Genomic DNA, 26,422 nt, shown 5'->3' with positions numbered 1-26,422 from the left:
GCCCACCGGAAGTGGAATGGTCACCACCAGCCTGTCCTGGCCGACATGCCGGGTAGACGTCTCGTTGAACCGAAACTTCGCTGGCGCCAGATCGTTTGGGGAGCGGATGCGCTATCGACCGCCGTAGCACCGGTGCTCATGGTGTGGGATCGGGCGCTCCTACGGCGTAGTCGGCGAGGTCGTCGGCCATTCGCTGCATCACACGGGGGAGGGCGAAGGGCATGATCCAGCCGATGCCGGGGCGCATGATGATCTGGCACGCATCTCTGCGATTCTGGCGGCTCCAGCGGGTGTCCGGCTGCATGTGAGCGCGCGTGAAACGGTCTAGACGGCCAGTGGGGGTGATCCCGCGGAGGGGTGGTCAGGTGGTTCGTAGGTTCGCCAGGCCTCGGCCAAGCGTCGTGCGGCCTCGCGCAGGTTGTCGGGGTCGGCGACGAAGCTGATGCGGAAGTGATCGATACTGCCGCCGGAGGCGTCGAGACCGGCGCCGGGCAGGATCGCGACACCATGTCGCAGGGCGCGCTGGGCGAACGAGGTGCCATCCCCGCGGGGCAGGCGGATCCACAGTGTCTGGCCGCCGGACACTGTAGGAACCTCCCATTCCGGTAGGCGCTCGGTCAGCTCGGTCACCAGGATGTCGTGGCTCTCCTTGCGCTGCTGTGTGATTCGTTCACGCAGCGCGTCCAGATCACGAAGCAGCCAGGCAGCGGCCAACTGAGCGGGGATGTTGCCGCCGAGATCGTGCACAGCGCGTAGCCGAGCCAACCGGGCGATGACCGGGGACGGTGCGCGCACCCAGCCGACACGCAGGCCGCCCCAGACGATCTTGCTGAGCGAACCGATGGATATCACGGACTCGTCGTGGGCAGCCAACGGCGGTGGTGGCGGATCAGTTCCCGGAAATCCGAGTTCCGTCAGCACCTCGTCATCGATCAGCGGCACCCCGGCTGTTCTCGCGGATTCGACGAGTGTCCGCCGCGCCAGCGCGGGAAGCACCGCGCCCGTGGGGTTCTGGTAGGTCGCCACGACGTAGGCGAGCGCCGCAGTGGTCACCGCGCCGAGGCCTACCGGACCTGTTCGCGGCACCGCCGCGACCGCCCGAAACGCCTCCAGCGCGCCGGGATAGGTCGGAGCCTCCACCAGAACCCGGTCGCCAGGCCGGAGCAGTGCGTGGGCGAGCAACGACAGCGCCTGCTGTCCGCCGCCGGTGACCAGTATCTGCTCCGGATCGGTCGGCACGCCACGTGCCAGATATCGATCGGCAATCATGGTGCGCAACAGTGGATGTCCGATCGGCCGATAACCGATGTCGCCGTCGACCGCGGCGAGTTCGGGCAGGATGCGCTGATACGCCTCAGCGACCTCGGGCGGCGGTGTCGCAGGTGCGGCGCAGGCGAGAGCGATGACATCGGCCTCCGGCTCGAGCAACTGCAGAAAGGCCGGAGAATGAGTGGTCTCCCGGGCCGGGAGCGCTGCGGGTCCCGCGACCTCGGTGCCGCTGCCCTGTCTGCGCACCACCCGACCCTCCATACTGAGCAGGTCGTAGGCCGCCACGACCGTGCTGCGCCCCACCGCAAGTGCTTTCGCAAGCCTGCGGTCCGGCGGCAATCGCATGCCCGACCGCAGCTCACCGTCATCGATCAACGTCCGCAATCGCCCGGCCAGCAGCAGATACAACGGCCCGCGGTCGGCGGACCACCGACCGAGCCGGTCGGCGAGTTCAATTGGCTCCATACGCAAACCATTCTGCCTCGATTGGCTCTAGGACCACGACCCTGCCGCCGTGAGGATGAACCCATGAACAAGATCTCCGTCACCGATGTCGTCGACGACCTGGTCGGACCATGGCAACCGCGGGACCTGGCCACGGTCAACGACGCCGTGGTGCGCATCGCCCGCTTCCACGGTGCGTTCCCCTGGCACCACCACGAGGAGGACGAGCTGTTCCTGTGCTGGAGCGGAACCTTCCGCATCGAATTGCAAGACGGCGAGTCGGTGACGCTCGGTCCCGGCGAAATCTTCGTCGTTCCCCGCGGAGTCGAGCATCGGCCGGTTGCCGAGGAACCGGCGCACGGCATCATGATCGAGCGGCCCGAAACAAAGCAATACGGCAACTGAATACTACGGGCGGCTGCGTACGGCCATGCGTGCGTCGGGCCCGGGCAGAGGTGAGGGCCCGACGCACGTTCCTCTCACAGATCCGGGCGGACCAGGATTTGGATGTGGGCGTCCGGGTTGCGGAGGGATTCGATGGCGGCGGGTACGCCGTCGAGGCCTACCTCGGCGGTGATGAGGGAGGCTGCGTCGATGGTGCCGTCGGCGATGCGGCCTCGCGCCAGACTTCGATCGGATCGGAAACCGCCGGGTCGACGACGCGGTGCGCACCGAGTCGTAAGGCCGTGTCGCGCCGCAGTTTCGACGGATCCGAGGCGACGATGGGTGCGACGCCGCGTTCGGCGAGCGCGGCCACCGCGCCCAAACCGACGGGGCCGCAACCGATCACGATGCCCGATCCGGACGGTCCGATCCCGGTGCGCGCCACGTTGCCGAAGCCGACGGCGAGCGGCTCGGTCAGCGCGGCGGCTTGCGGCGGCACGTGCTCGGGGATCGGTTCGAGGGCCATGGCCTGCAAGACCATTCGCTCGCCGTAACCGCCGGGGAACTCGTTGGAGAATCCGACACCGTGGATCCGTCCCGCGTGGTCGACCGCCCACGGCAGGGCGACCACGAGCTGTCCGGGCTCGTGCGGCGTGTTCGGCCCGGCCGAGACGACGCGGGCGGCGATCTCGTGGCCGAGCACCACATCCCGGGTCGGATCGAACTCGAAGGTCGGCACACCGCTGTCCCGTGAGGCCTGGAGGAAGTCGTCGGTGCAATCCAGTGCCTGCTTGTCGGATCCGCAGATCCCGCAAGCCACCGTCTCCACCAGCACCTGGCCGGGACCGGGCACCGGATCGGCCACCTCGTCGACGACCAGGCGGCGATCCCGCATCACCACCGCGCGCATCAGCGGCCCTCCTCGTCGGCGCCGAGCGCGGCGGCCAGCGTCTTCCCGTGTTTGTCGAAGGCGCTCTGGATGCCAGCCTGCAAACCGCCGATCATGCGCTCGCTGTTGGCGTCGGCCCACTCCAAAGACGCGATCCGGTTGCGGTTGGCGCCGGTGAAATGCGGAATCACGTGCTCGGCGAACAGTCGCGCCGAACGTTGAGTCGCCTCCCAGTCCGCCACGTTGAGCCCGAGCAGCAGGAAGGTCCCGAAGCCGCCGGACTGCTCGGTCAGCTTCTCGATGGTGGTGATCGCGTCGTCCGGAGTGCCGATGGTGGCGCGGCCGAAGGCCGGAAACCCCTCACCGACCCACTGCCGCACGGCATCTCGCGGCGACTGCCCCCACGGCGCGGTCCGGCCGCTGAGCTTTTCGATGTAGTCGACCAGGTGCCCGACGCCCCACTCGGCGTCCCGCATCGCCTGCTCCCGCGTCTCCGCGAGATGCATCGGGGCGACCAGCCGCCATCGCGATCGGTCCACGGTGTGCCCGTGCTCGAGCAGGGTCTTCTCGTAGACCTTCCAGTTCGGCACCAGCGCCTCGTAGCCGCTGGGATCCGAGGCGGCCAGCGAAAGCAGCCCGGCGCCGTGCCGACCGGCCAGCACCGCACCGGAAGGCGAAATGGTCGAGGCCACAGCCATTTCCATGCCGCCGGGCTGGTAGGGCAGCAGCTGCAGCCGTGCCTCGCCGAGCCGGAACCAGTCGGTCTCGGCGGTCACCGTCTCCCCGCGCAGCAGCCGCACGAGCACGGCCATGGACTCGTGCATCATGTCCCGCTGCCGCACCGGATCGATCCCGAGCATGGCCGCGTCGGTGGCCAGCTGGCCGGGGCCGACGCCCATCATGGTGCGGCCCATGGTGAGGTGATCGAGCAGGCAGAGCCGGTCGGCGAGCATCAGCGGCTGGTGATAGGGCAGCGAGTTCACGCCGGTGCCGAGCCGGATGCGGCTGGTGCGCTGCGCCGCGGCCGCGAGGAAAACCTCGGGAGCCGCGATGATCTCCAGCCCGGCCGAATGATGTTCGCCGACCCAGGCTTCCGCGTAACCGAGCCGGTCGGCCAGCTCCACCAACTCCAGATCGCGCTGTAGTTGCAGCGTGGGATTGCCGGTCAGCGGGTGGTACGGGGCGAGGAAGAAGCCGAACCGGGAGGGTCCGGACGATGCGGTGTCGCTCAATTCAGTTGTCCTGACTTCGGGTTCGCGCGAGTCAGCGCGACCAGTCGTGTCCCCAGTAGCTGTCCGCGGTGATCTCCTCCGCGGTGTAGGTGGATTCGTCCACCAGCAGCCCCTCGGTGCCGTATTCCAGATCCCAGCCGCCGGGCGTGCGGACATAGAAGGAGATCATCTTGTCGTTGGTGTGCCTGCCCAGCGTGGAGGACAGGTGGTAGCCGGCCTTGCCGACCCGGTCCAGCGCGCGGCCCACATCGTCGAGCGCGTCGACCTCGACCATGATGTGCACCAGTCCGGAGCCCTCCTTCCCGCCGGAAGGGATCAGCGCCAGACTGTGGTGGCGCTGGTTGACGCCGAGGAACCGCACCCGCATCGGTCCGTACTCCGGCGGGGTCGGCAGCCGGAACGCGCCGCGCGGCAGGAAGCCGAGCACGTCGGTGTAGAAGCGGAACGCGACGTCCAGATCCGGCACCGGCAGCACCACGTGCCCGAGGCCGAGACCCTCTGTGACGAAACGGTTTCCGTGCTGGGTGACCACCGGACTGTGGTCGAGCACCGGGCCGTGGAACACCTCGACGGGCGTGCCCGCCGGGTCGGTGAAGGCGATCGCCTCCTCGACGCGACGCGCGTCGGACTCCTCGACCGAGAGCGTGGTGACCTCGATCCCCGCCGCCCGTACCGCGTCTCGCGCGGCGGTCAGCGCGCGATGATCGCGGACCTCCCAGCCGACGGCGAGCACCTTGTCGGTATCGCCCGGCACCAGCACCAAGCGGGCGCCGCGCTCGTCCATCCGCAGGTAGATCGCGTCGGGGTCGGGACCGCTGCCCTCGGCGAAGCCCATCACGTCGAAGGCGAAGGTGCGCCAGGCGTGCGGATCGCTGACGGCGACCTTCACATAGCCGAGCGAGCTGATGACAGCCATGGGGTGGTTCTCCTCAGTCATAGGTGATCCGGACCGTGTCGGTGACCGGAATCGCCTGGCAGGCGAGCACATAGCCGTCGGCCAGGTCTTCTTTCTCCAATACGTCGTTGCGCAGCAGCTTCACCTCGCCGTCGGCCAGACGGCACACGCACGCGCTGCACGCGCCCTCGCGGCAGGAGTAGGGTGCCTCGATGCCGCGGGCGAGCAGCACATCCAGCAGCACCGTCTCGCGCGGCCAGCCGAGTTCGTGTGTCTCGCCGTCGATCTCGACGGTGACGGCGGCGGCATCCTCAGTGATGGTGTCTGCGGTGGACACCGGGGCGAACGGGTCGCCGGTGATCGAGACGAACCGCTCCGAGTGCACGCGATCGACGCCGAGTTCGGCCGCCGCCGACTCGACGGCGTCCATGAAAGGCTCCGGCCCGCACACGAAGACCGTGCGGTCCGCCCACGGCGCGAGCAGCGTCGCCAGCTGACCCGCCGAGGGCAATCCCTGCACCGATTCCAGCCAATGCACGACCGTCAGCCGGTCCGGGTGCGCCGCGGCCAGTTTCGCCAGTTCACCGGCGAAGATCACCGAGCGCTCGTCTCGGTTGGCGTAGATCAGCGTGCAACGTGCCCGTCCCCGCGCCAGCGCCGATTTCAGGATGGACAGCACGGGCGTGATGCCGCTGCCCGCCGCGAGCAGCAACAGATCGTCGTCGAGCGAGGCCGGTGTGAACACGCCCGCCGGGGGCAGGCTTTCGATATCCATGCCCTCGGCGGCGTTGTCGCACAACCAGTTCGAGCCGTAACCACCCGCCGTCCGCTTGACGGTGACCTTCAGCGGACCGTCCTCGTGGGGCGCGCTGGACAGCGAGTACGAGCGCGCCACCGAACCAGTGCGGTCGCTCGGGATCCGCAGCGTGAGGAACTGCCCCGGCCGGTACGCGGGCCGCGGGCCGGATTCGGGAACCAGTTCCAGCGACACCGCGTCGGCGGTCTCGGCGATCACGCGCGCCACGCGCAACCGGACGCTCACCGCCTCACCTCGCCAGCGCTCGACTCGGCCGTGGGCAGAGCTGCCGCGAGTAGGTTTCGCTCCCTCACAGCAGATCCTCCTCTCGAGTGCTGAGCCCCAGCGCGCCCGCGATGACGGCGTTGTCGATGCTGCGACGCAGCGCGGCGCAGCCGGGGACGGGTCCGTCACCGTTGCTGCCGAGTTCGGCGCACTGTCCGACGGCGGCGGCGGTCCACTGCACGCTCGTGTGCGCCGGACTGAATTTCACGACGGCGACGCGGTTTCCGCAGGCCTGGCAGATGACAGCGTCCATGGCGCTCCCGCTCACGCCCCGCTGCTCGCGCGCTGGGCGGCCAGGTTGTCGGCGACCTCGGCCTCCCACGCGGTGATCGCGCGGGTGGTGTCGACCTCGAATTCGAAACGGGCGGTCATCTTCTCGTCCACCTCGGCGACGTCCCGATAGAACTGCTCGTACCAGCGCCGCAGCTGGTAGACCGGCCCGTCCTCCTCGCACAGCAGCGGGTTGTCGATGCGGGTCTTGCGCTTCCAGATCGCCACGTCCTGCTCGAAGCCGCGGCCCAGGCTGCCCGCGAACCGCACCGCCATCGCGTCGGCTTCCTCGGGCGCGAGACCGGGCAGCTTCTTGACGATCGCGCCGTACTGGAGCACGAACTTGGTCGGGGTCACCGGGTAGTGGCAGTTGATCAGCACCGCCTCCACGGTCTGGCCGTTGGACTCGTTGACCAGGTTGTCGATCATGTAGGAGGGGCCGTAGTAGTGCGCCTCGGAGTGCAGCACGTTCTTGCCGCCCGCCTCCTTGGCCAGCTCGCCCTGCATGTCCTCGCGGCCGATGGAGGTCATGTACTGGCTGGCGATGTGGCCATCGAAGACGTTCTTGAAATAGGTCGGGAAGGCGAAGTGCACGTAGAAGAAGTGCGCCATGTCGACCACGTTGTCGATGACCTCGCGGCAGTTCGCGCCGTCGATGACGATCTGGTTCCAGGTCCAGTCGCTCCACTCGTCGCTGAACGCGCCCTCGATGCGCGGGATGGTGATGTCCTCCGGCGGCGGGTTGCCCTCCGGGTCGTGCCAGACGAACAGCTGCCGGTTCTGTTCGAGGGTGGTCCACGCCTTGGTGCGGGCCAGCGGCGGCACCCGGCGCGCGTAGGGGATCGCGGCGCAGCGGCCGTTGCCCTTCCAGCGCCAGTCGTGGAACGGGCAGGCGATGGTGTCGCCCTTGATGTTGCCGTCGCCGAGGTTGCCGCCCATGTGCCTGCAGTAGGCGTCGAGCACGTTGAGCGTGCCGTCGGTGCCCGCGAAGACCACCAGTTCGGTGCCGAACGCGGTGATGGTGTGCGGCTGTCCGTCGCGGAAGCTGTCGGCGAGGCCGAGGCAGTGCCACCCGCGCGCGTAGCGTGCGGGCGGGGCGCCGGTGTCGATCACGCGCACCTGATCGTCGGTGTTCGCCGTGCTCATGATGTCGGGTCCTCCAGAGGTATTTCGCTCAGGCCTATGTCGTTCCGGGCTATTTCGATGCTGTGACGGCGCTCGCGGCGCCGGTAGGCGTGGTCCCACTGATCGGGAGGACGCTCAGACCACCGCGAGCCGCTCGTAGCCGGACCGGTAGAACAGCAGCGGCGCGGCCTCGCGGTGTTCGCTCAGCTCGGTGACGTGCGCGACGACGATGGTGTGGTCGCCGCCGTCGACCTCCCGGTCGAGGGTGCAATCGATCCAGGCGATGGAGCCCTCCAGCAGCGGCGAGCCGTTGGGGGAGCGGCGCCAGCGCAGATCGGCGAACTTGTCCTGGCCGCTGCGACCCAACTGCCTGCACACGTCTTCTTGGTCGTGGGCCAGGATGTTGACGCAGAACCGGCCGACCTCGCGAATGCGCGGCCAGGTGGTGGACGTGCGGGCGGGGAAGAGGGCGACCGCGGGCGGATCCAGCGACAGCGCGGAGAACGACTGGCAGGCGAAGCCCAGCGGCTGATCGTCGGCGAGTGCCGTGATCGCGGTGATGCCGGTGCAGAACCGGCCCAGGACGGCCTTGAAGTCGAGATCGACGGCCATGGTGCTCCTAGTTTCGACTAGAAATATTCCGTTTCGTCATGACCGTAGGCGGCGGGGTGCCCGGAGTGTCAAGCACGGATTCCGGCTACCGAGAAGATCCGTACCGATCTCCGTAGTTTCCGGGATTCAGGGTCGACGATGGCGCGGCACTGTGATGGGAGACACAAACACTTGTGCCGAAACTGCACATGCCTAATAGAAATACTTCTAAGCTTGATTCGCTACACAATGGAGGTGAGCCATGACGGTCGAGATGTTGACCCATCCCGAGTCCGGCGAGTGGACAGGTTCGGGTCGTGCGACCGCCAAGCCGGCCCAGCCGCCGGTGTCGATGATCGAACGAATGACGCTGATCCTAGATGCGTTCGACGGCGCGACACCGACTTTGACGCTGCTCGGCCTCGCCGAACGCACCGGGCTACCCCGCTCCACGGTGCACCGCATCCTCGATCAGATGATCCGCCTGCGCTGGCTCGCGCACGCCCCCGGCGGCTACCGCCTCGGCATGCGCACGCTGGAACTCGGCGGACTCGCCGCCGACCACAACGAGATTCGCGATGTGGTGAGCCCGCTGCTGCACGATCTGTGTCAGCGCACCGGGATGGTCGGACACCTCGGCGTGCTCGACGGACGCGAGGTGCTCTATCTCGACAAGGCGGGTGGACGCCTGGCCGCGACCATCCCCACCCGTCTCGGCGGCCGCATGCCCGCGCACAGCACGGCGCTGGGCAAGGCGCTGCTCGCGACGCTGGAACCCAGCATCGTCGAGGCGTCGTTCCGTGACCGGATGCCCCAGCTGACCGCCCGAACCGTCTGCGACAGAGGCGAATTGCACCGGGAGCTGAACCGGATCCGGCACCGCCAGGGTGTGGCCGTGGACAACGAGGAGTCGGTCAGCGGAATCGCGTGTGTGGCTGTGCCGGTGCGCGGACGCGGGGCCGCGGTGGCAGCGCTGTCGCTGTCGGGGCAGGTCAGCGGGGAGCGGCCCGCGTTGGATACCGCGCGGCTGGCGCGGGTTCTCGTGGAGGTCGCGCACGAGGCGGGTCGCGCGCTGTTCCCGCGGCACGCGCGCTGGCGCTGAGTCGTTCGGCGTGAGGACAATCCGATTCCGGCGGCGCGCGGATATCGGGATTCGGGTCACATATCGCGAAACAGCGAGAGCCCCCATGCGGAGTTTCGTTCCTTCGGTTCCTCCTGGCTCACGCCGAGCAACGTGCCGAGCCCCTGGAAGGCACGTTCGCCGACCGTCTGGCGGAGCGCTTCCGTATCGCCGGTGAAGCTTCCCTCGCGGAAGTTCGAGAACGTGCCTCCGACCTCGTACTCCTCGTTCGGGCACTCCCAGCAGTGATTCCCGATGAGGCCGACCTTGGCTTTCGTCGTCCCGTACACCCCGGAGATCCCCGCTTCGTAGAAGCCGTAGACGACGCCCCGCATCGTCGCGTTCCCCTGAATCTCGAGATTGCCCTCGAGGTACAGATGCCTGCACTCGACCGAGCCGGTCACGATGAGGCTGCCGGTCTCGTCGGTGGCGACCGAGCCTGTCGCAGAGAGGTTTCCGATCACGAGGAGCGCGCCGTCGTAGATGCCGAGATCCCCGTCGATCCGCAAGTCGCCGCGGTGCACCAGGGTGTCGTCATCGAGGCATGAGCGAATATCCTCGTCGAGTATCTTCTCCAGATCCGCCTCCGTCGCCCGCTCCGCGCGCCCGGTCTCGCTCAACGATTCGATCGACTCGTCCGCCACTGCCACTCCTCTTACCCCAATGCGTTGAAGACACTATCGCTTCCATCGCCGGGCGGGGAAGTTCCTCACCGCGGCCGCCGGATGTCGTGCCCGGCAACAGATCCGACGCCGCGTGATACGACACCGCCTTGGAATCCTCTGGCCGCCAACGTGTCCCGAGTTTCGCCAGGCGACGATCTGAGTCACGGATGTATCCGGCCGGACTTCGAGACAGGGCCTAGTGCGGGATGGAATCGATGAGGGCGCGGGCGCCCTGGCGGAGCAGGTCGGCGCCGACGAAGAAGCCGAGGGCTTGCGGGTCCTCCGGCACGCCCCAGTGTTTCGCGTCGAGCCAGCGGCTGCCGTCGCTGTTGAAGACCTTGCCGTGCAAGGTGAGTCGGCCCGTGGGGTCGGTGGTGGCGTAACCGGCGATGGGCGAGTTGCAGTGGCCCTGGAGGGCGTGCAGCATGGCGCGTTCGGCGTCGGCGTGCCGGTGCGTTTCCGGATGGTCGAGTTCGCCGCCGACGTCGAGCAGCCAGGCGTCGTCGGCGCGGCATTCCAGCGTGATGACGCCCGCGCCGATCGGCGGGCACATGGTGTCGAGGTCGAGAATCTCGGTGATGCGGTGTTCCTGGCCGACCCGGTGCAGTCCAGCCACCGCCGCGATGAGCACGTCGACGTGCCCCTCTTCGAGTCGCGCCAGGCGGGTGTTCACGTTGCCGCGCAACGGTTTCACGGTGAGGTGCGGGAAGTGCAGATTCAGCTGCGCCTTTCGGCGCACCGAGCTGGTGCCGACCACGGTGCCCTCCGGCAACTCCGCGAGCTTCGCGCCGCTCGCGGTGATCACCGCGTCGTGCACGTCCTCGCGGGCCAGGAATCCGGCGAAGGCCAAGCCCTCCGGCACCGGGATGTCGCCGGGGATGTCCTTGAGGCAGTGCACGGCGAGGTCGGCCTGGTCGGTCTGCAGCGCGAGGTCGATCTCCTTGACGAAGGCGCCCTTGCCACCGAGTTTCGACAGATCCCCCATCCAGCGGTCGCCCGCGGTGGTGACCTTGACCAGCTCGCTGTCCACCCCCAGCCCGGCGAGCAGCGCCGCCACGTGCTCGGCCTGCGCGAGCGCCATGGGGCTGGATCGGGTGGCGATGCGAATGATGCGCGTCCGCGACATGGCGTGCACACTACTCCGGGGGTGTGCGCCCCGATAGCGAGGGCGGGGGCAGGTTGACCTGCGGGAGTATCGCGTCCTCGGGAACACCCAACCGGGCTGATCGCGAGCGGCGGGGGCCGGTGACCCAGCCCCCGCCCCGCGACTCAGTACGCGGTGCCGCCGGTCGCCGGTGTGCGGCCGTGCCGCATGACCAGCGCGATCAGCAGCGCGAGCGCCGAGGCGCCCGCCGCGATCCAGAACCCCAGCTCGTAGCCGCGGTCACCGAAGATATCGGGAATCGGGCTCGGCGGCGTCGGCTGACCGGCGACGGTGACCAGCGCCCGCATCGGACTGGCGTTGAGGAACGCGGTGACGATCGCCAACCCGATCGCCACGCCCATGGACTGCATGACCCCGAGCATGCCGAGGCTGATGCCCTGCTGTTCCTGCGGGACGGCCTCGACCATGAGGATCGGCATGGCCGCGTAATAGAAACCGAACCCGATGCCGAACGCGGCGCTGACCCACAGGAACACCACCCAGGTGTGCGGCAGCACGGCGTAGCAGACTCCCGCGCCGACGAACAGCGCGAGCGCGGCGATCAGCGGAATCCTGGCGCCGATCCTGCGGGCCAGCGCACCGGCCAGCGCGCCGCAGAGCATGGCGAGCACGGCTTGCAGCAGCGCGATGCGCACCGCGAATTCCATTAGCGTGTAACCGTTTCCGTAGCTGTACCCGGGATCGAGCAGCACCTGCACGGCCTCCGGCGGCATCGGGTGTCCGGTCTGCTGCTGGATCTGGGCCAGCGTCGCCTGCTGCACGCCCGCGGTGACGGTGGCCTGGTCGGGCGTCTGCGTCATGTAGCCGAGCGCGTAGGACTGCACGCCGATCAGGAACGACGCGAACAGCGCGCCCGCGAGCACCAAGGCCACCCGCGGGTGGAACAGCAGACGCATGTCCATGATCGGCCTGCTGACCCGGGTCTCGATCACCACGAACAGCACCAGCAGCGCGAGCCCTGCCGCCAGCCAGGCCAGCGTGGTCGGCCTGCCCCAGCCCCAGTCGTGGCCCTTGTCCAGGTAGATCAGGGTCAGACCGGCGCCCGCGGACAGCAGCACCGCGCCGACGATATCGATGCGCTCGGGCACCCGCAGCTTGGACTCCGGCACCACGAACCAGACCAGCGGCAGCATCAGCAGCGTGAACCCGGCGAGGGCCCAGAAGATGGCGCGCCAGCTGTAGTTGTCCACCAGGAAGCCGCCGAGCAGCGGACCCGCGATGGCCGAGAGCCCGAGGCCGGTGGCGGTGATGCCGAGGCCGAGCGGAACATACTTGCGCGGCAACAGGTCCCGGATCAGGCCGTAGGCGATCACCGCGGTCGCGATGGCGGTGGCCTGCAGGCCGCGCCCGATCAGGAACAGCGCCCAGTTCGAGGTGACCGCGTCGAGCAGGCAGCCGAGCATGAACAGCACGCCGCAGACGAGGAACATCCGCTTCTTACCCCAGACGTCGCTCATCTTGCCGATCAGTGGCGACGCGGCGGCGCCGATCAGGCCGAAAACGATGATGGCCCAGTTGATGTTCGCGCCGACACCGGGAAAGGTCGGCGCGATCTTCTGCAGGGCCGCGGCGACGATCGTGTACTGCATCGGGGCGACCTCGGTGAACAGCACGATGACCGCGAGCACGGCGAAGATGCGGCCGCGCGACGCGCCGTCGAGTCGTCCGGTGTCGTCTATGGATTCGGTTACGACGCCCGGACTTTCGGTAGTCGCGGGGTCGCGGGGAATGGTGGACATGGATCGCCCTCCGATGTTCAGGTGATACGTGTTGTGAAACCTGTCACATCGGCGGTGGATCGATGCCGCGCGAATCCCACTCAACGGGATTTCTCACCCGTTATATGCCTAAGCGATATAGTCCTAGCGTGACCGAAGCCAAGCCTGTCCCCGCCGACGCCGGGGTTCCCGACCTGCCGACGACGAGCTGGGCCGTGCTCGGAATGCTCTCGCACGCCGAGGAACTGTCCGGCTACGACCTGAAGAAGTGGGCCGACTGGAGCCTGCAGTTCTTCTACTGGAGCCCGTCGTTCAGCCAGATCTATGCCGAGCTCAAGCGGCTGGAGAAGCACGGTTACGCCACGTCGCGGACGGTGCTGCAGGACGACGGGGTGCGCGGCAAGCGGATGTACGCCATCACCGAGGCGGGTCGCGAAGCCGCCGCGCACTGGGTGAACCACGCGCCGGTGGAGGCGCCCGTCCTCAAGCACAGCGTGATGCTGCGCGCCTGGCTCGGCCATTTCGCCGAACCGGAGCGGCTGCGCGAGATTCTCACCGAACACATCGGCTACGCCGAGCGGATGCGCAAGCTCGCCGAGGTGGACGCCGAGGGCGCCGAGGAGAATCCGGACTGGGCCTACCCGGGTGCCGTGCTGCGCTGGTGTGTGCGCCACTACGAGGCCGAACGCGACTTCGCCAAGGAACTGCTCGCCGACGTCGACAAGCTCGCGGCCGGGCAGCGCCCGAAGCGTCCCGCCAAGGGCAAGGGGCGCCGCGCGTCCTGAGCGCCCACTGAGCGGGACTGCCGCTTCCTATATCGATTAGGAATATTTCTACTAGTCATATAGGAGGTGGTCATGGGTACCGAATTCGCAGGACAGCGGACGTTGGATCCGGTCGAGACGGCGATCGCCGCGATCGCCGCGGGCGGGATGGCGGTCGTCGTGGACGACGAGGACCGGGAGAACGAGGGCGATCTGATCCTCGCCGCCGAGCTGGCGACCACGGAGTCCATCGCGTTCCTGGTTCGCCACACCAGCGGCGTGCTGTGCGCCCCGATGGCGGGACCCGATCTGGACCGCCTGTCGCTGCCGCCGATGACCCCGGTCAACGAGGACCCGAAGGGCACCGCGTACACCGTGTCGGTCGACGCGGCGCACGGCGTCAGCACGGGAATCTCGGCCGCCGACCGCGCCCGCACGCTTCGCCTGCTCGCCGACGCGCGTACCAGGGCGAACGATCTGACCCGCCCCGGCCACGTCTTTCCGCTGCGCGCCCACCCGAGCGGCGTGCTCGGCAGGCCGGGGCACACCGAGGCGGCGGTGGATCTGGCCCGTCTCGCCGGACTGCGCCCCGCCGGGGTGATCGCCGAGATCGTGCGCGACGACGGCGCCATGGCCAGGCTGCCGGAACTGCGCGAGTTCGCCCGCGCGCACGGCCTGCCGATCATCTCGATCGCCGACCTCATCGAGTACCGCCGCAGAGCCGAGCGGACCGTGACGCGCGTGGTGCAGACCGGGATGCCGACGAAGTACGGCGAGTTCCGGCTCCTCGGCTACCGCGACGAGCTCACCGGAACCGAATCGCTCGCCATGGTCTTCGGCGAACCGGGACGGGACGCGGTGCTGGCGCGGCTGCACTCCGAATGTCTCACCGGCGACGCGCTCGGCTCGCTGCGCTGCGACTGCGGCGATCAGCTGGACGCCGCACTGCGCGCGGTCGCCGCGGAGGGCAGCGGCGTGGTGGTGTACCTGCGCGGGCAGGAGGGGCGCGGCATCGGACTGCTGAACAAGTTGCGCGCCTACGAGCTTCAGGACCGCGGCGCCGACACGGTCGAGGCCAACGTCGCGCTCGGGCTGCCGGTGGACGCGCGCCGCTACGCCGCGGGCGCGGAGGTGCTCGCCGATCTGGGCATCCGCTCGGTGCGCCTGTTGAGCAACAACCCGGCCAAAGCGGCCGGACTCGAGGAGCACGGCATCGCCGTGATTCGCAGGCTGCCGCTGCAATCCGCCCCGACCGAGCACAACATCCGATACCTGCGCGCCAAGCGTGATCGGATGGACCACCAGCTGTCCGAGATGGATGCCGAGCTGGAGCGGGCGAGCTCTTGACGAAGGCCGGATCGAATCTTTTTCGGTGACGGGCGTCCGTCCAGTCTCGAATGCCCGCTATTAGCTTGCGGATTGCCGGCGTGCGAGTCGAGCACGGCGAAGAATTTCCGTTCGGGCCCTGCGAGGCGAAATGTGCTGGTTTCCTAGTCGAGACAGGATCGACAGTCAGCGAGTGGGGAGAGCCGGAAGCCGGAGACGACGGTGCACCGAATACCGATACAGCAGGGTAGTTTTCGGATGGGCTGGGTGTGGGCGTCCGTCGGCGCGGTGATCGCGGTGGTCGGCGTCGCGGTGTGGGCGGTGCGGCCGGAGGCGGTCTCGTGCGAGTCGGCGCCGGGCGGTGGACAGGTCCTTCCGACGTGGTCACCGGTAACCGGTAACAGTTCCGGTGTGCCCGCGCGGCATTCGCCGCCGCTGCCGCCGATGCCCGGCGAGGCGCGGTACTACTCGTCCAGCTCGACCGTCGCCTGCTCTTACGAGGACCTACCTGTCGACGGGCTCTACGCGGGCCTGTCGTCCGCGGAGTTCGGCGGCGCCGACTTGTGCGGCGGGCATCTCGACGTGCGCGGTCCGCTCGGGGCGGTGCGTGTGCTCATCGCCGACCGTTGCCCGGGATGTGCTCCGGGGCAGCTGGATCTGAGTGCTGCCGCGTTCGACCGGATCGCCGACCGCGCAGACGGCGTCGCGCAGGTCAGCTATCGGCTGGTCCGGAATCCGGAGCCCGCACCCGAGCTCGGCTATGTGGTGAAGCCGGACTCCACGCCGGGCTGGCTCGCGATGCTGATCACCGGCACCGGAAACCCGATTCGTCAGGTCGCGCTGCGCGACGAGGAGGGCGCGCAGTGGCGGGAGCTGACGCGCGGGAAGGACAACTACTGGACCCTCGTGGGGGCCGGATCGGGGCCGTTCATCGCGCGGATCACCGACGCGTACGGACACGAGGCCGAGATCGTCGGCGTGTCAATGGATTCCGGCGCACAGCGGACCGGCGTGCGGTTGTACACCGCGGCCACGGTCGAGCCCACACCCGTCGTTCCGCCCGCGACGTCGTGGGTGCGGGGCCAACCGGCGGTCACCGACCCGTCGGCGCTGTGTGTTCCTTAGCGTGCATCCGCTGTGCGTTCCCTAGCGTGCATCCGTCGCGGGACCGAGTTGCTCCTGGCGCGGCTCCCAGAATGGCGGACCATCATGGTCGACGCAGACCGAGTGCCCTCGAGGGGATGTGAGGTCCCGCGCTGAAACCGAGCGACAACTCCTCCCGGAGCGGAAAATTCGCTCAGGCACTGCGAGCGCCCAGCGCGATGCGCAAGAACCCCTGGCCCAGGGCGAAGTTCGTGGGATAACCGTATCGACGCCGGGGTATCCCTCGGGTAGGGCGGATCGAGCCCGTGAACCTCCACGGACGCAGCGATTCTGGGGCCGTCGTGTGCCCGATGCGCCGGGCGGCCCAGTCGCACAACGATTGTGCGATGACTCGGTCTCGCTTGGATCGAGTTGCTTGACGCAACTCACTGCCGCTCTTACCTTCGCGGATATAGCCGAGTGATTGTCACTGACAACCGTCACTCGGGTTTCTCACAACGGCGTGAGTGGGTGATCGTCATGGCGAACCGGAAGGTAATTCTGTTCCGAAAGCGACCTCTGGCAAGGGCATTCGCGGTGCTACTGCTGGTGGTGGGGGTCGGGGCAACGACAAGTCTCGGCACGCAAGCGTCAGCGGACGCGTGCGCCGCGGTGGACGTGGTCGTCGCCCGAGGCACCGGGGAACCGGGGTGGTTGGGCAGTGTGGTGGGCGATCCACTGTACGGCACGCTGCTCCAGGCGCTTCCGGTCGACTCCACGGCGTACCGAGTGAACTACCCGGCGGACCTGCTCGTTCCGTCCTCGATCAGTGACGGCACGCGGGACATGACCGGTCACATCATGGCCCAGGCGGCGATGTGCCCGGATCAGCGGTTCATCCTGGTCGGATACTCGCAGGGCGCGGTCGTCACGCACGGTGTGCTCGGCACCGGCATCGTGACCGCGCTGCCCGGCATGTACACGCTGCCTTACGAATTGGAGTCGAGGATCGCCGCGGTCCTGCTGTTCGGTGATCCGGTCCGCCTGATCGGATGGAACGTGCCGGGGTTGTACGCCTGGCGCACCGCCAACTACTGCACCGGCGGTGACCCGGTGTGCGGCGGCGGTTTCGATCCGGGGGCGCACGGCAACTACGGATGGGCGATGTGGCTCGCCGCGAACTTCGCGGCCGTCCGCGTCTGAGCATCGGACCGGGAAATCCGGGAGGTGGGGTCGGCGGCGACGCCGGCCCCATCGCCGTGTGCGCGGACGGCGTGGACCGCAGAATGCTGCTGTCCACGAACGGAATTCGAGGGAATCGACGCGCTGGAAACGCCTTTCCTCGGCCGCCGTTTCCGAACGGGGCCGAACCTCTTCGAACCGGATCCGCCGCGCTGACCGGTCATTCGGTGACGAAGTCGGCCATCATCGCCATGTCCTCGTGCTCCAGATTGTGGCAGTGCAGCATGAACGGGCCGGGGTAGTCGGTGAAGCGGACGGCGACCTCGACCGCCTCCGTGGGGTGGATGTCGACGGTGTCCTTCCAACCCGCGTCGAAGCGGCCCGGAGCGCGGTTGTTGCGGCCGATCACCTGGAACGGATCGAGGTGGACATGCACCGGGTGGTGGAAATCGGTGAGGAAGCGCCAGATCTCGACCGTGCCGAGTTTCGGGCGAGCCAGCGGCTCGCCCGGTGCGTAGAGCTTGCCGTTGATCGCCCACCCGTGCTCGCGCAGTTGGAAGTGGAAGGTGCGCACCGCGACGGCCGTGCTCGGGTCCAGCGCGTCGATGCGGCTCAACCGTTCCGGGATGGCGGTGTCGTCGCGCCGCGGTGAGCCGGTGACGTCGAAGCGCATGACCTCGGTGGTGCGCCCGGACCCGAATTCGTTGCGAAGTCGCACCAGTGTTCCCGGCCGGTAGCGCGCGAAATCGACTACGAGATCGACTCTTTCACCAGGTGAGAGGTCGATCGCGTCGTCGGCGACGGGTCTTTCGAGCAGCCCGCCGTCGCTGCCGATCCGAACCAGTCCGCCACCGCCGGGCGGCGGCGGATCCAGCGACAGCCGATAGCGGCGGGCGTTGGATCCGTTCAGCAGCCGGAACCGGTAGCGCGACGGGTCGACCTCCAGGCGCGGCCACGGTGCGCCGTTGACGAGCAAGACGTCGCCGAGCACGCCGTTCATATATGCGTCGGTGACACCGGGGACGCGCAGCGCCGGATCCGCCTGCGGGTAGGCGAACGAGCCGTCCTCGGCGAAGGAACGGTCGGCGACCAGCAGCGGAATGTCGCGCTCCCCGGTGGGCAGCGGAAGTGCGGCTTCCTCGTCGTCGGTGATCAGGTGGAATCCGGCGAGTCCGCGCCAGACCGCGGGCCCGGTGAACCCGTGCCGGTGGTCGTGATACCAAAGGGTCGCCGCACGTTGGTTGTTCGGATAGTGGTAGTCGCGCTCGCCGTAGGAAACCTGCGTCGCCACGTGCTCGCCGTGGTGCGCGGTCGGCGCCGCGGCGTCGCCGCGCGGAAGGATGACGTCCATCGGGTAACCGTCGCTGTCGGCCGGTGTATGCCCGCCGTGCAGGTGCACCACCACCGGATGCGGCAGTTCGTTGCGGTGGCGCACCACCGACTTGCGACCCGCTCGCGCCCGAATCGTCGGACCGGGAAAGCTGCCGCCGTAGGTCCACGCCGGGGTGCGCAGGCCCGGAAGTATCGCCAAATCCGTTTCGCGCTGGATGATTTCGTAGTAATCCGCCTCCGAGTCGGTGCGCACCGGAGCGAGGATGGGAGGAACTGGCAGTGGGACTCGGAACGCCGGTGGCAGCGGCGCCGAGCTCGGCAGCAACCGGCCGGGTTGGCCCGGTGTGAGCAGCATGCCACCCCGAACACCGGCCGCGCCCAAGGTCGCCGCCACACCGAAACCCGCACCGGCCGCGAGCAACCCGCGCCTGCTCATCCGGCTCACGCGTGCCACCGCCACGCCCAGACCGTCATCAGCGCGGTGCCGATGGCCAGCCCCACGGCCAGCGGCACGTGCACCGCGAGGATCCGCTGTTCGCCGAGTGGGATCAGCGCACCGGCGAGAACGATTTGCACGAGGCTGGTCCGCACCGGCCAGGACGGTCCGGAACCGCGCCGCCACAACAGGATCGCGGCGACGGTCTGCACGACCATCGCCAGGGCGACGAGACCTCCATTGCGGCCGTGTGCGGCCAGTGCTTCGAAGTGCCCGGACAGGAACTCGCCCGCCAGAAAGGCTTGGCTCAGCACAAGCGCCGCTTGCGCCGCGGTGACGGCTCGGAACAGCGCTAGCGGCCAGAATGCCGGGGTCGCAAGGGATTCGGTCATGGTCAGCGGGCTTGCCGGACGCCGCGACGCCAGATTTCGGCGATCGCGGAGGTCGCCGCGATGTCGGCGGTCGGGTCGCCGGTGACGAGCAGGAGGTCGGCGCGCATGCCCGGCGCGATCCGGCCGCGGTCGGTGAGGCCGAAGTGGTCGGCGGGCAGGCTGGTCGCCGCAGCGAGCGCCCGCTCCGGCGACATGCCCGCCTCGGTGAGCAGCCGCAGTTCGGTATGCAGGTCGACGCCGTGCGCCGGGACGAACGGCGTGGCGTCGGTGCCGGCCAGCAGGGGAACGCCCGCGCGGTGCAGAGCGCGTGCGACGCGCGTTGCGCCGTCGAGGGTTCCGGCCCGGGCGCAGTCCGGCGTCTGCGCGGACCGATCGCTGATCGCGGCGAAATACACCAGCGTCGAGACGACGAAAACGCCTTGCGCCGCGACCCGGTCGACGAGCGCGGTGTCCGGTTCCGTCCACACGTGGGCCAACCCGTCCACGCCCGCGTCCAGCGCGATGCGTACCTCGGCGGCGGTGAGGGCGTGCGCGACGACCCGCAACCCGGCCGTGTGCGCCGCGGTCACCAGCGCGGCCGCGGTGTCCGCGCCCAGCACCGGCAGTTCGGCGCCGTGCACCGCGCCGTCGTCGACGACGATCTTCAGGTAGTCCACGCCCTCGGCGAGGCGGGGGCGAACGAAACCCTCGGCCTGGTCCGGCCGCTCGATGGTGTCGAACGGTTCGACATCGAGTGCGTCCACACCGGGCGCCGCCAGCAGTTGACTCGGGTGTCCGCCGGGTGCGGTCGCCAGGGTGCCCGCGCTGCGGAAGTCCGCGACGTCTTCACGTTCGGCGGCCAGTGCCCGCTGGGCGACGAGTTGGCTCGGCAGGCAGAACATGTCGAGCTCGGTCGTGACGCCGTGGCGCAGCGCCTGTGCAAGGTTGTCGCCGAACACGTGCGTGTGCGCGTCGATCAGTCCCGGCAGCAGAGTCTTTCCCGCGCCGTCGATCTCGACATCGGCCGGGCCGCCGTCGTAATCGGCGATGCGGTCGTCCACGATCAGGACGGTGGCGTCCCGGCTGGTCTTCTCCCCGTCGAACAGGCGGACGTCGTGAATTACGGTGCGCATGGCGGTCTCCTTCGTTCTCGGCGGCGGGCGCCGCATTCGGAGATCAGGAGTGGCCGGGGCCGCACGAGTGTGACGCGGGAGTGAGATGGATCACCCCGAGGGGCCGCCGCGTCACACCGCGAGGACGCCAAGCACTCTCATGCTCGAGACGAGCGGGCGAAACAGGGAGATGTGATGGAAGACCGGACCGTGGGCGCAGTGGACACCGATGCCGCGACCGAGGTGTTCATGCGACACCGTGAGCTGCTGTTCTCGGTCGTCTACACGATGCTCGGCAGCGTCGCCGACACCGAGGACGTCCTGCAGGAGACGTGGCTGTCGCTGGCGCCGCGCGCTACGGCGCTGTCGGCCGAGCAGATCGGCAATCCGCGCGCCTACCTGGTGCGGGTGGCCGTGAATCAGGCGCTGGCCCGGCGCAGCGCGATGATCCGTCGGCGGGAAACCTATGTCGGACAGTGGCTTCCGGAACCCGTCGTGCGCGACGCCGAGCCCGAGCCGGACGCCGTCGACCGCGTGGTGCGCACCGAGGCGTTCTCGATGGCGCTGCTGGTCGTCCTCGAATCGCTGACCCCGCTGGAGCGCGCGGTGTTCGTGCTGCACGAGGTGTTCGGCTACCCGCACACCGAGATCGCCGAGATCCTCGGCCGCAGCCCGGCGGCGGTGCGCCAGATCGCGCACCGCGCCCGCGGCCACGCGCAGGCCCGGCGTCCGCGCGGGCACGCCGACCCCAAGGCGTGCCGGGCGGTGACCGAACGGTTCGTCGCGGCGGCGATGGGCGGCGACCTGGAAGAACTGCTTGCCGTGCTCGCGCCCGACGTCACGCTGTGGACCGACGGCGGCGAGCGCGGACCGGCCACCAGCCTGCGCCCGGTGCGCGGCGCGGGCGCGGTAGCCCGGCTGTTCGTCGAGGTGGCGCGCGGGCTGCGGCCCGGCTACCGAGTCCGGTACCGGGCCGTCAGCACCGATCCGTGTGCGGTGCTCTTCGACGGCGAGGCCCCGCTGGCCGTCGTCGTGCTGGACGTGACCGCCGAGGACACCGTGCGCGGTATCTACTCGGTCACCAATCCGGACAAGCTCACGCACATCCGCTGAGCGGCGCTACCACTGCAGGCCGGGCACCACCCTGGCGACCCTGGCGGCCGGGTTCGGCAGCGCCATCAGCGGCATCAGCACCGGACCGAGCAGCGTCAGCGGGCTGCGGCCGTCCTCCGTCGTGCCGGGGGAGACCTGGGCCTGGGCCGAAACGCCCTTCGCCGCACTGGATTCGCCGAACAGACGGAAACCCTGGTGCATGATCGTGCGCTTCACCGAGGGCATCAGGAGGTCGACCGCCTGGGCGAAGGTGCCGACCGGGGTGTCGATCCGGTGCGGGCGGTCCTCCAGCGCGCGCACCACGATGGCCGCGGCGCGGTCGGGATCGGGCACCGGCAGCGAGCGGTAGAGGTCGGTCGGCGCGATCATCGGGGTGCGTACCAGCGGCATCCGCACCGAGGTGAAGGTGATGCCCGCGTCCCGGTTCTCGACGGCGGCGATCTCGCTGAAGTTGTCCAGGGCCGACTTGCTGGCCACGTAGGCCGCGAAGCGCGGAACCTTGGTCTGCACCGCGATGGAGGAGATGTTGACGATGTGGCCGAAGCGGCGCGCCCGCATCGACGGCAGCAGGCCGAGGATCAGCCGCACCGCGCCGAAGTAGTTGACCGCCATGGTGCGCTCGAAATCGTGCATCCGGTCGGTGGAGTTCACCACCGAACGGCGGATCGAGCGGCCCGCGTTGTTCACCAGGTAGTCGACGTGGCCGTGGTCGGCGAGAACCGCGCGCACCAGGCCGTCGACGGCCTCGGGATCGGTGATGTCGCACGAGTAGATGTGCGCCGTGCCGCCCTCCGCACGCACCGACTCGGCCGCGGCGGTCAGATCCGCCAAGCCGCGTGCCACCATGAGCACCGTCGCACCGCGCGCCGCGACGGCGTGCGCGGTGGCCAGGCCGATGCCGGAGGAGGCGCCGGTGATGAGCACGATCCGGCCGGAAAGCGGGTCGCCGCTGACGACGGGGCGGCCCCGGTTCGGATCCAGGTGCGCGCGCCAGTACTGCCACAGCCGTTCGGCGTAGCTCTCGAACGACGGCACCGACAGGCCGCTGCCGCGCAGCTGCGCCTGGGTCGACTCCGAGACGAACTGCGAGGCGAAGGACACGTGCGGCGCGACCTCCGGCGGAATTCCCAACTGCGACAACAGGAAATCGCGAATCGCGGGCACTCCGGGCAGGTGTGCGAGACTGTGTAGCGCCAGCCCGCTGCCCGGCACCGGACCGATGCCGGTCGGCGCGCCCGCCGCCGCGGCGAGTGCGCTGTAGACGGTGTCGAACGGTTGCGGCTCCGGGTTCACCAGGTGGAAGGTGCGGCCGTCCAGGCCGGGCTTGCGCACCAGTTCCACCATCGCGGCCGCGACGTAGTCGACCGGGACGATGTTGGTCGCGCCCAGGTCGGGCAGCGGCATCGGCAGCTCGGACGGCAGACCGGCCAGCTTGGCGATGGCGGAGAAGAAGTAGTAGGGACCGTCGATCTTGTCCATCTCGCCGGTGCGGGAATCGCCGACCACGATCGCCGGTCGATACACCCGCCAGCGCACCCCGTGCGACTCGCGAACCAGCTGCTCGGCCGCGAATTTCGTGCGGTGATACGGGGAGGTGAGGTTCTGGCCGAGGTCGAAATCCTCCTCGAAGAACTTGCCCTTGTGGTCGCCCGCGACGGCCACCGAGGACACGTGGTGCAGCACCGCGCCGAGCTCGCGCGCCAGCGCGATCACCGAGCGGGTGCCCGCCACGTTGGCGGCGTGGGTGACGGCCTCGTCGGCGGTCATGTCGTAGACCGCGCCCAGATGAACGACGTGATCGGCCTTGGGCGCCTGGTCGCGCAGGCCGAGACCCTCCGCGGTCAGATCGCCGACCAGGGCGAAGACGCGTTCGCCGCCGTGCCAGCCCTCGACCAATTTCGTGAACTTGGCTAACGATTCGGCGCGCACGAGCACGTGGACGATCGCATCGGGATCAGTGTCCAGCAGCCCTTGTACGACCCGTCGGCCGAGAAATCCGGTTCCGCCCGTCACGATGTAGGAAACCATCGCGTCCCTCCTGCTGTTCACTCGAAACTTGTTGTCGCGCACCATTGATCCAACATGCGGCGGTGAATGCGGGCATCAACGAATCGGCCCCCGGTGACAGCGGTCGGGCCGAAAGTAGGAACACCTTCGTCCTGACTTATAGGAAACCGTAATGGGTTCAGCGTCGGCGGGGCAAGCCGATGGGCGTGCGTCACGGTGTGTGACTGCTCACCATCACCCCAGGTCAAACGGTATGTGTTACAGGCTTTTCCAGTTACCCCGCGTGATTATCACGATTCGGCAACCTTTCGGCGTACTTGGTCAATTGTCCAGTACTTGGGCGACGGTATCGGCCATCCTGGCGCGGAAGGCGGCGGGGGCGAATGTGGCGGCGTGCGCGCGGATTTCGGTGGGGTCGTAGACGGCGGGGTCGAAGTCCGTCATGGCCGCGGCGAGCGCGGCGGTCACGGCGTCGTCGTTACCTGGCTCGACATAGTCGCCCGTGACTCCGGGGCGGACGGTGTCGAGCGCGCCGCCGAGCCCGACGGCGAGCACCGGCGCGCCACACGCCATCGCCTCGACCGGGACGATGCCGAAATCCTCGACCCCTGGCATGAGCAGCGCACGGCAGCGGCGGTACATGTCCTGGAGAACCGCGTCGGGGGCCGCGCCGAGAAACGTGGTCTCCGGTCCCGCGAGCGCGTCCAGTTGCCCGCGAAAACGTCCGTCGCCGACGACGACGAGGCGGCAGCCCGCCTGGCGCGCGGCACGAATCGCCAGATCCGGCCGCTTGTACGGGACGAGGCGGCCCGCGAAGAGGAAGAAGTCCTCCCGCTCGACCGCCGGATCTGGGGTGAAGCGGTGAATGTGAACCGGCGGGTTGATCACGGTCGCGGGCAGGCCCCACCAGTCGCGGACGCGGTCGGCGACGGCGTGCGAGTTCGCGACCACGTGCGTCAGGCGCGGTGCGGCCCGCGTTTCGCACCGGCGGGCCAGTGCGCCGAGCGCGGTGAGCGCGAGCCGCCCCGCACGCCCACCCGCCTCTTGGGCGCGGAAGGCGGGATCCCAAGCCCAGCGGGCCGGACTGTGCACGTAGGCGATGACCGGCGCCTCGGTCGCGAAGGCGGCCTGGGTGGCGAAGGCGTGATGACTGATGACGACCGCGTCGAAGCGTCCGCCGAGGGGGAGCCCGCGCAGCGCGCGCGGCGCCAGCGGAAGCAGCGGAGCGTGCGAACGACGCCCCGTGGCCGCGTGGGCGCGGCTGAGCCAGGTGTCGTGCACCCGGCGCAGCGGGGGACGGACACCCGCCGGATCGACGATCGGCGCGAAAACCTCGGAACCTGGCCAGGTTTCGTGCAATTCGGCGACCACCGCCTCGGAGCCGCCGTATTCGGTGAAGCGTTCGTGGACGATCGCGACGCGCGGTTCGGGCATGGTGGGTGGCACGCTCATTCGGTTTCGATCCGGCGCGGTTCGGCGTGTTTGCGCAGCGCTGGCGCGACCGGCCTGCCGTGCAGCAGCCCGTCGACGCCGCCCTGCTCGAGCGCCTTGCGGTAGACGACCGCCGCCTCGCGACAAGCCGAGATGGTCTGCGCCACATCGGCTTCGGTGTGCGCGGCCGAGGTGACGAAGGATTGACCTAGCACGCCGCGCTCGAGCAGTTCCTGCAGGAACAGCGTGCGAAACGCCTGCGAGGGCTCGCCGTCCGCGTCGCGCGTGGCGAAGATCAGGCACGAGGGTCTGCCGAGGACCGCGAGGCGGTCGGCGATGCCGAGTTCGGCGGCGACGGCGTTCACCCCGTCGGCGAGCAGTCGACCCGCGTGCTCCATCCGGGCGATGGGGTCGCCGGTCGTGTACTCGCGCGCGACCGCGCGAAAGGCCGCCAGCGCGGACAATTCCGGGCCGTGCGTGGTGGAGAGCAGGAACACCCGTTCCCGGTCGGTGCGCAGTCCGCCGAGTTCCATCAGTTCGCGCCTGCCCGCCAGCGCCGAGAGGGGAAATCCGTTGCCCATGGCCTTGCCCCAGCAGGACAGGTCGGGCCGCACGCCGTAGACCGCCTGCGCGCCGCCCGCCGACCAGCGGAAGCCGGTGATCATCTCATCGAAGACGAGCAGGGTGCCGTGCCGGTCGCAGAGGTCGCGCACCCCTTCGAGGAACCCCGGCTCGGGTTCGGCCAGCGCGGTGGCCGCCTCCATCACCACCGCGGCCACGGCCTCGGTCTCCAGCACCGCGGCGAGCGAGGCCAGATCGTTGTAGCGGAACCGCGTCGTCCCCGCGACCGTCGTGGCGGGAATGCCGCTGGCCATCGGCGTGGTGCCGATGAACCAGTCGTCCACCGAGAAGAACGGCTGGTCGCAGACCGCGATCACGGTGCGCCCGGTGGCGGCGCGGGCCAGCCGGACGGCCGCGGTGGTGGCGTCGGAGCCGTTCTTCGCGAACTTCACCATGTCGGCGCCCGGCACCAGCTCCAGGAAGTCTTGTGCGGCAAGCAGTTCCAGCTCGGTGGGGCGACTGAAGCTGACGCCGTCGGCGATCGCCGCGCCCACCGCCTCCAGCACCGGCCGGTAGCCGTGGCCGAGGGTGACCGACCGAAGGCCCATGCCGTACTCGATGTAGCTGTTGCCGTCGGCGTCCCAGACCCGGCACCCGCTGCCGCGCACCAGGATCGGCGCCATCGACTCCGGATATTGGTCGGCGCCGCGGGCATAGGTGTGCGCGCCGCCCGGCACCAGGTCGTGCAGGCGCGCCTGGAGTTCGTTGCTGCGCGCGAACCCGCGATGTCGTGGTGTCGGTTCCTCAGCCGTGCGGTGTTCCATACCGATCTCCTGGCTTCGCGGTACGGCCGCGC

The 26,422-nt window shown here is 69.1% G+C and carries 25 protein-coding genes; 7 read left to right on the top strand and 18 right to left on the bottom strand.

Features of this window, described 5'->3' with window-relative positions; translation table 11 throughout:
• Positions 1-136: 136 nt before the first annotated feature.
• On the bottom strand, positions 137-304 hold the full coding sequence (locus tag AB0H49_RS10160; protein WP_357249522.1) for a hypothetical protein: 168 nt from the start codon (positions 302-304) through the stop codon (positions 137-139).
• Positions 305-324: 20 nt separating this feature from the next.
• Positions 325-1,734, bottom strand: a complete 1,410-nt coding sequence (locus tag AB0H49_RS10155; RefSeq protein ID WP_357249519.1) for a PLP-dependent aminotransferase family protein — start codon at positions 1,732-1,734, stop codon at positions 325-327.
• A gap of 63 nt (positions 1,735-1,797) precedes the next feature.
• Between AB0H49_RS10155 and AB0H49_RS10150 the strand changes: the two genes are divergently transcribed.
• A complete protein-coding gene (locus AB0H49_RS10150; protein WP_355002755.1) occupies positions 1,798-2,118 on the top strand; it encodes a cupin domain-containing protein in 321 nt (106 codons plus the stop codon).
• A 157-nt stretch (positions 2,119-2,275) separates the two neighbouring features.
• Here the strand turns inward: AB0H49_RS10150 and AB0H49_RS10145 are convergent, their stop codons facing one another.
• From AB0H49_RS10145 to AB0H49_RS10115, 7 genes are all read right to left on the bottom strand, one after another.
• Complete coding sequence (locus AB0H49_RS10145; protein WP_357249516.1) at positions 2,276-3,007, bottom strand: alcohol dehydrogenase catalytic domain-containing protein; 732 nt, start codon at positions 3,005-3,007, stop codon at positions 2,276-2,278.
• The gene (locus tag AB0H49_RS10140) at positions 3,007-4,218 is read right to left on the bottom strand and encodes an LLM class flavin-dependent oxidoreductase (RefSeq protein WP_357249513.1); all 1,212 of its coding nucleotides are present in this window, start codon (positions 4,216-4,218) and stop codon (positions 3,007-3,009) included. The genes AB0H49_RS10145 and AB0H49_RS10140 overlap by 1 nt, the downstream gene beginning before the upstream one ends.
• Before the next feature lie 31 nt (positions 4,219-4,249).
• Entirely contained in the window at positions 4,250-5,134 is an 885-nt protein-coding gene (locus AB0H49_RS10135) for a VOC family protein (protein WP_355002752.1), read from the bottom strand.
• Between the two features lie 13 nt (positions 5,135-5,147).
• Positions 5,148-6,155, bottom strand: a complete 1,008-nt coding sequence (locus AB0H49_RS10130) for a ferredoxin--NADP reductase (RefSeq protein ID WP_357249510.1) — start codon at positions 6,153-6,155, stop codon at positions 5,148-5,150.
• A 64-nt stretch (positions 6,156-6,219) separates the two neighbouring features.
• A complete protein-coding gene (locus AB0H49_RS10125) occupies positions 6,220-6,462 on the bottom strand; it encodes a hypothetical protein (protein ID WP_357249507.1) in 243 nt (80 codons plus the stop codon).
• A complete protein-coding gene (locus tag AB0H49_RS10120; protein ID WP_357249504.1) occupies positions 6,459-7,610 on the bottom strand; it encodes a Rieske 2Fe-2S domain-containing protein in 1,152 nt (383 codons plus the stop codon). Before AB0H49_RS10120 ends, AB0H49_RS10125 begins: the two co-directional genes overlap by 4 nt.
• Positions 7,611-7,724: 114 nt before the next feature.
• Positions 7,725-8,201, bottom strand: coding sequence for a flavin reductase family protein (locus AB0H49_RS10115; protein ID WP_355002748.1), 477 nt, complete (start codon positions 8,199-8,201; stop codon positions 7,725-7,727).
• A gap of 241 nt (positions 8,202-8,442) precedes the next feature.
• Here AB0H49_RS10115 and AB0H49_RS10110 point away from each other — a divergent pair, with 241 nt between their 5' ends.
• Complete coding sequence (locus tag AB0H49_RS10110) at positions 8,443-9,282, top strand: IclR family transcriptional regulator (protein WP_355002747.1); 840 nt, start codon at positions 8,443-8,445, stop codon at positions 9,280-9,282.
• Between the two features lie 56 nt (positions 9,283-9,338).
• Here AB0H49_RS10110 and AB0H49_RS10105 read toward each other — a convergent pair whose 3' ends face one another.
• The 3 genes from AB0H49_RS10105 to AB0H49_RS10095 form a co-directional block, all read right to left on the bottom strand.
• Positions 9,339-9,920: a polymer-forming cytoskeletal protein gene (locus AB0H49_RS10105; RefSeq protein ID WP_357249501.1), complete on the bottom strand. Its 582-nt coding sequence runs from the start codon at positions 9,918-9,920 to the stop codon at positions 9,339-9,341.
• A gap of 241 nt (positions 9,921-10,161) precedes the next feature.
• Positions 10,162-11,091, bottom strand: coding sequence for a hydroxymethylbilane synthase (gene hemC, locus AB0H49_RS10100; protein WP_355002745.1), 930 nt, complete (start codon positions 11,089-11,091; stop codon positions 10,162-10,164).
• 143 nt (positions 11,092-11,234) lie between these two features.
• Positions 11,235-12,869, bottom strand: a complete 1,635-nt coding sequence (locus AB0H49_RS10095; protein ID WP_357249498.1) for an MFS transporter — start codon at positions 12,867-12,869, stop codon at positions 11,235-11,237.
• Between the two features lie 128 nt (positions 12,870-12,997).
• Between AB0H49_RS10095 and AB0H49_RS10090 the strand changes: the two genes are divergently transcribed.
• The 4 genes from AB0H49_RS10090 (at position 12,998) to AB0H49_RS10075 (ending at position 17,224) form a co-directional block, all read left to right on the top strand.
• Entirely contained in the window at positions 12,998-13,633 is a 636-nt protein-coding gene (locus AB0H49_RS10090; protein ID WP_355002743.1) for a PadR family transcriptional regulator, read from the top strand.
• Positions 13,634-13,705: 72 nt separating this feature from the next.
• Positions 13,706-14,959 carry a bifunctional 3,4-dihydroxy-2-butanone-4-phosphate synthase/GTP cyclohydrolase II gene (locus AB0H49_RS10085; protein ID WP_357249495.1) on the top strand — a complete coding sequence of 418 codons (1,254 nt, stop codon included), beginning with the start codon at positions 13,706-13,708 and terminating at the stop codon, positions 14,957-14,959.
• Positions 14,960-15,196: 237 nt separating this feature from the next.
• Positions 15,197-16,063: an expansin EXLX1 family cellulose-binding protein gene (locus tag AB0H49_RS10080; protein ID WP_357249492.1), complete on the top strand. Its 867-nt coding sequence runs from the start codon at positions 15,197-15,199 to the stop codon at positions 16,061-16,063.
• 498 nt (positions 16,064-16,561) lie between these two features.
• Positions 16,562-17,224 carry a cutinase family protein gene (locus AB0H49_RS10075; protein WP_355002740.1) on the top strand — a complete coding sequence of 221 codons (663 nt, stop codon included), beginning with the start codon at positions 16,562-16,564 and terminating at the stop codon, positions 17,222-17,224.
• Positions 17,225-17,423: 199 nt separating this feature from the next.
• On the opposite strand, the gene AB0H49_RS10070 is transcribed toward AB0H49_RS10075, so the two are convergent.
• The 3 genes from AB0H49_RS10070 to AB0H49_RS10060 are packed head-to-tail and all read right to left on the bottom strand — an operon-like array spanning position 17,424 to position 20,475.
• Entirely contained in the window at positions 17,424-18,995 is a 1,572-nt protein-coding gene (locus AB0H49_RS10070) for a multicopper oxidase domain-containing protein (protein ID WP_357249489.1), read from the bottom strand.
• The gene (locus AB0H49_RS10065; RefSeq protein ID WP_357249486.1) at positions 18,977-19,363 is read right to left on the bottom strand and encodes a hypothetical protein; all 387 of its coding nucleotides are present in this window, start codon (positions 19,361-19,363) and stop codon (positions 18,977-18,979) included. Before AB0H49_RS10065 ends, AB0H49_RS10070 begins: the two co-directional genes overlap by 19 nt.
• A 2-nt stretch (positions 19,364-19,365) precedes the next feature.
• Positions 19,366-20,475, bottom strand: coding sequence for an amidohydrolase family protein (locus tag AB0H49_RS10060; RefSeq protein ID WP_357249483.1), 1,110 nt, complete (start codon positions 20,473-20,475; stop codon positions 19,366-19,368).
• A gap of 174 nt (positions 20,476-20,649) precedes the next feature.
• On the opposite strand from AB0H49_RS10060, the gene sigJ reads away from it, so the two are divergent.
• Positions 20,650-21,567, top strand: coding sequence for an RNA polymerase sigma factor SigJ (sigJ, locus tag AB0H49_RS10055; protein WP_357249480.1), 918 nt, complete (start codon positions 20,650-20,652; stop codon positions 21,565-21,567).
• 6 nt (positions 21,568-21,573) lie between these two features.
• Here sigJ and AB0H49_RS10050 read toward each other — a convergent pair whose 3' ends face one another.
• The 3 genes from AB0H49_RS10050 to AB0H49_RS10040 form a co-directional block, all read right to left on the bottom strand.
• Positions 21,574-23,595 (bottom strand): SDR family oxidoreductase, encoded by a 2,022-nt coding sequence (locus tag AB0H49_RS10050; protein ID WP_357249477.1) that lies wholly within the window; start codon positions 23,593-23,595, stop codon positions 21,574-21,576.
• Positions 23,596-23,895: 300 nt separating this feature from the next.
• Complete coding sequence (locus AB0H49_RS10045) at positions 23,896-25,008, bottom strand: glycosyltransferase (protein WP_357250069.1); 1,113 nt, start codon at positions 25,006-25,008, stop codon at positions 23,896-23,898.
• Between the two features lie 14 nt (positions 25,009-25,022).
• Complete coding sequence (locus AB0H49_RS10040) at positions 25,023-26,390, bottom strand: glutamate-1-semialdehyde 2,1-aminomutase (protein WP_357249474.1); 1,368 nt, start codon at positions 26,388-26,390, stop codon at positions 25,023-25,025.
• Positions 26,391-26,422: the final 32 nt, after the last annotated feature.

The organism is Nocardia sp. NPDC050713 (assembly GCF_040654315.1).
Taxonomy (GTDB): Bacteria; Actinomycetota; Actinomycetes; order Mycobacteriales; family Mycobacteriaceae; genus Nocardia.
This window is presented reverse-complemented; position numbering and strand designations above follow the sequence as displayed.

Excerpts from the sequence above, each read along its gene's own strand:
- AB0H49_RS10160 (WP_357249522.1), bottom strand. The coding sequence starts at position 304 with ATGCAGCCGGACACCCGCTGGAGCCGCCAGAATCGCAGAGATGCGTGC.
- AB0H49_RS10155 (WP_357249519.1), bottom strand. The coding sequence starts at position 1,734 with ATGGAGCCAATTGAACTCGCCGACCGGCTCGGTCGGTGGTCCGCCGAC.
- AB0H49_RS10150 (WP_355002755.1), top strand. The coding sequence starts at position 1,798 with ATGAACAAGATCTCCGTCACCGATGTCGTCGACGACCTGGTCGGACCA.
- AB0H49_RS10145 (WP_357249516.1), bottom strand. The coding sequence starts at position 3,007 with ATGCGCGCGGTGGTGATGCGGGATCGCCGCCTGGTCGTCGACGAGGTG.
- AB0H49_RS10135 (WP_355002752.1), bottom strand. The coding sequence starts at position 5,134 with ATGGCTGTCATCAGCTCGCTCGGCTATGTGAAGGTCGCCGTCAGCGAT.
- AB0H49_RS10120 (WP_357249504.1), bottom strand. The coding sequence starts at position 7,610 with ATGAGCACGGCGAACACCGACGATCAGGTGCGCGTGATCGACACCGGC.
- AB0H49_RS10115 (WP_355002748.1), bottom strand. The coding sequence starts at position 8,201 with ATGGCCGTCGATCTCGACTTCAAGGCCGTCCTGGGCCGGTTCTGCACC.
- AB0H49_RS10110 (WP_355002747.1), top strand. The coding sequence starts at position 8,443 with ATGACGGTCGAGATGTTGACCCATCCCGAGTCCGGCGAGTGGACAGGT.
- hemC (WP_355002745.1), bottom strand. The coding sequence starts at position 11,091 with ATGTCGCGGACGCGCATCATTCGCATCGCCACCCGATCCAGCCCCATG.
- AB0H49_RS10095 (WP_357249498.1), bottom strand. The coding sequence starts at position 12,869 with ATGTCCACCATTCCCCGCGACCCCGCGACTACCGAAAGTCCGGGCGTC.
- AB0H49_RS10085 (WP_357249495.1), top strand. The coding sequence starts at position 13,706 with ATGGGTACCGAATTCGCAGGACAGCGGACGTTGGATCCGGTCGAGACG.
- AB0H49_RS10080 (WP_357249492.1), top strand. The coding sequence starts at position 15,197 with ATGGGCTGGGTGTGGGCGTCCGTCGGCGCGGTGATCGCGGTGGTCGGC.
- AB0H49_RS10075 (WP_355002740.1), top strand. The coding sequence starts at position 16,562 with ATGGCGAACCGGAAGGTAATTCTGTTCCGAAAGCGACCTCTGGCAAGG.
- AB0H49_RS10065 (WP_357249486.1), bottom strand. The coding sequence starts at position 19,363 with ATGACCGAATCCCTTGCGACCCCGGCATTCTGGCCGCTAGCGCTGTTC.
- AB0H49_RS10060 (WP_357249483.1), bottom strand. The coding sequence starts at position 20,475 with ATGCGCACCGTAATTCACGACGTCCGCCTGTTCGACGGGGAGAAGACC.
- sigJ (WP_357249480.1), top strand. The coding sequence starts at position 20,650 with ATGGAAGACCGGACCGTGGGCGCAGTGGACACCGATGCCGCGACCGAG.
- AB0H49_RS10050 (WP_357249477.1), bottom strand. The coding sequence starts at position 23,595 with ATGGTTTCCTACATCGTGACGGGCGGAACCGGATTTCTCGGCCGACGG.
- AB0H49_RS10045 (WP_357250069.1), bottom strand. The coding sequence starts at position 25,008 with ATGCCCGAACCGCGCGTCGCGATCGTCCACGAACGCTTCACCGAATAC.
- AB0H49_RS10040 (WP_357249474.1), bottom strand. The coding sequence starts at position 26,390 with ATGGAACACCGCACGGCTGAGGAACCGACACCACGACATCGCGGGTTC.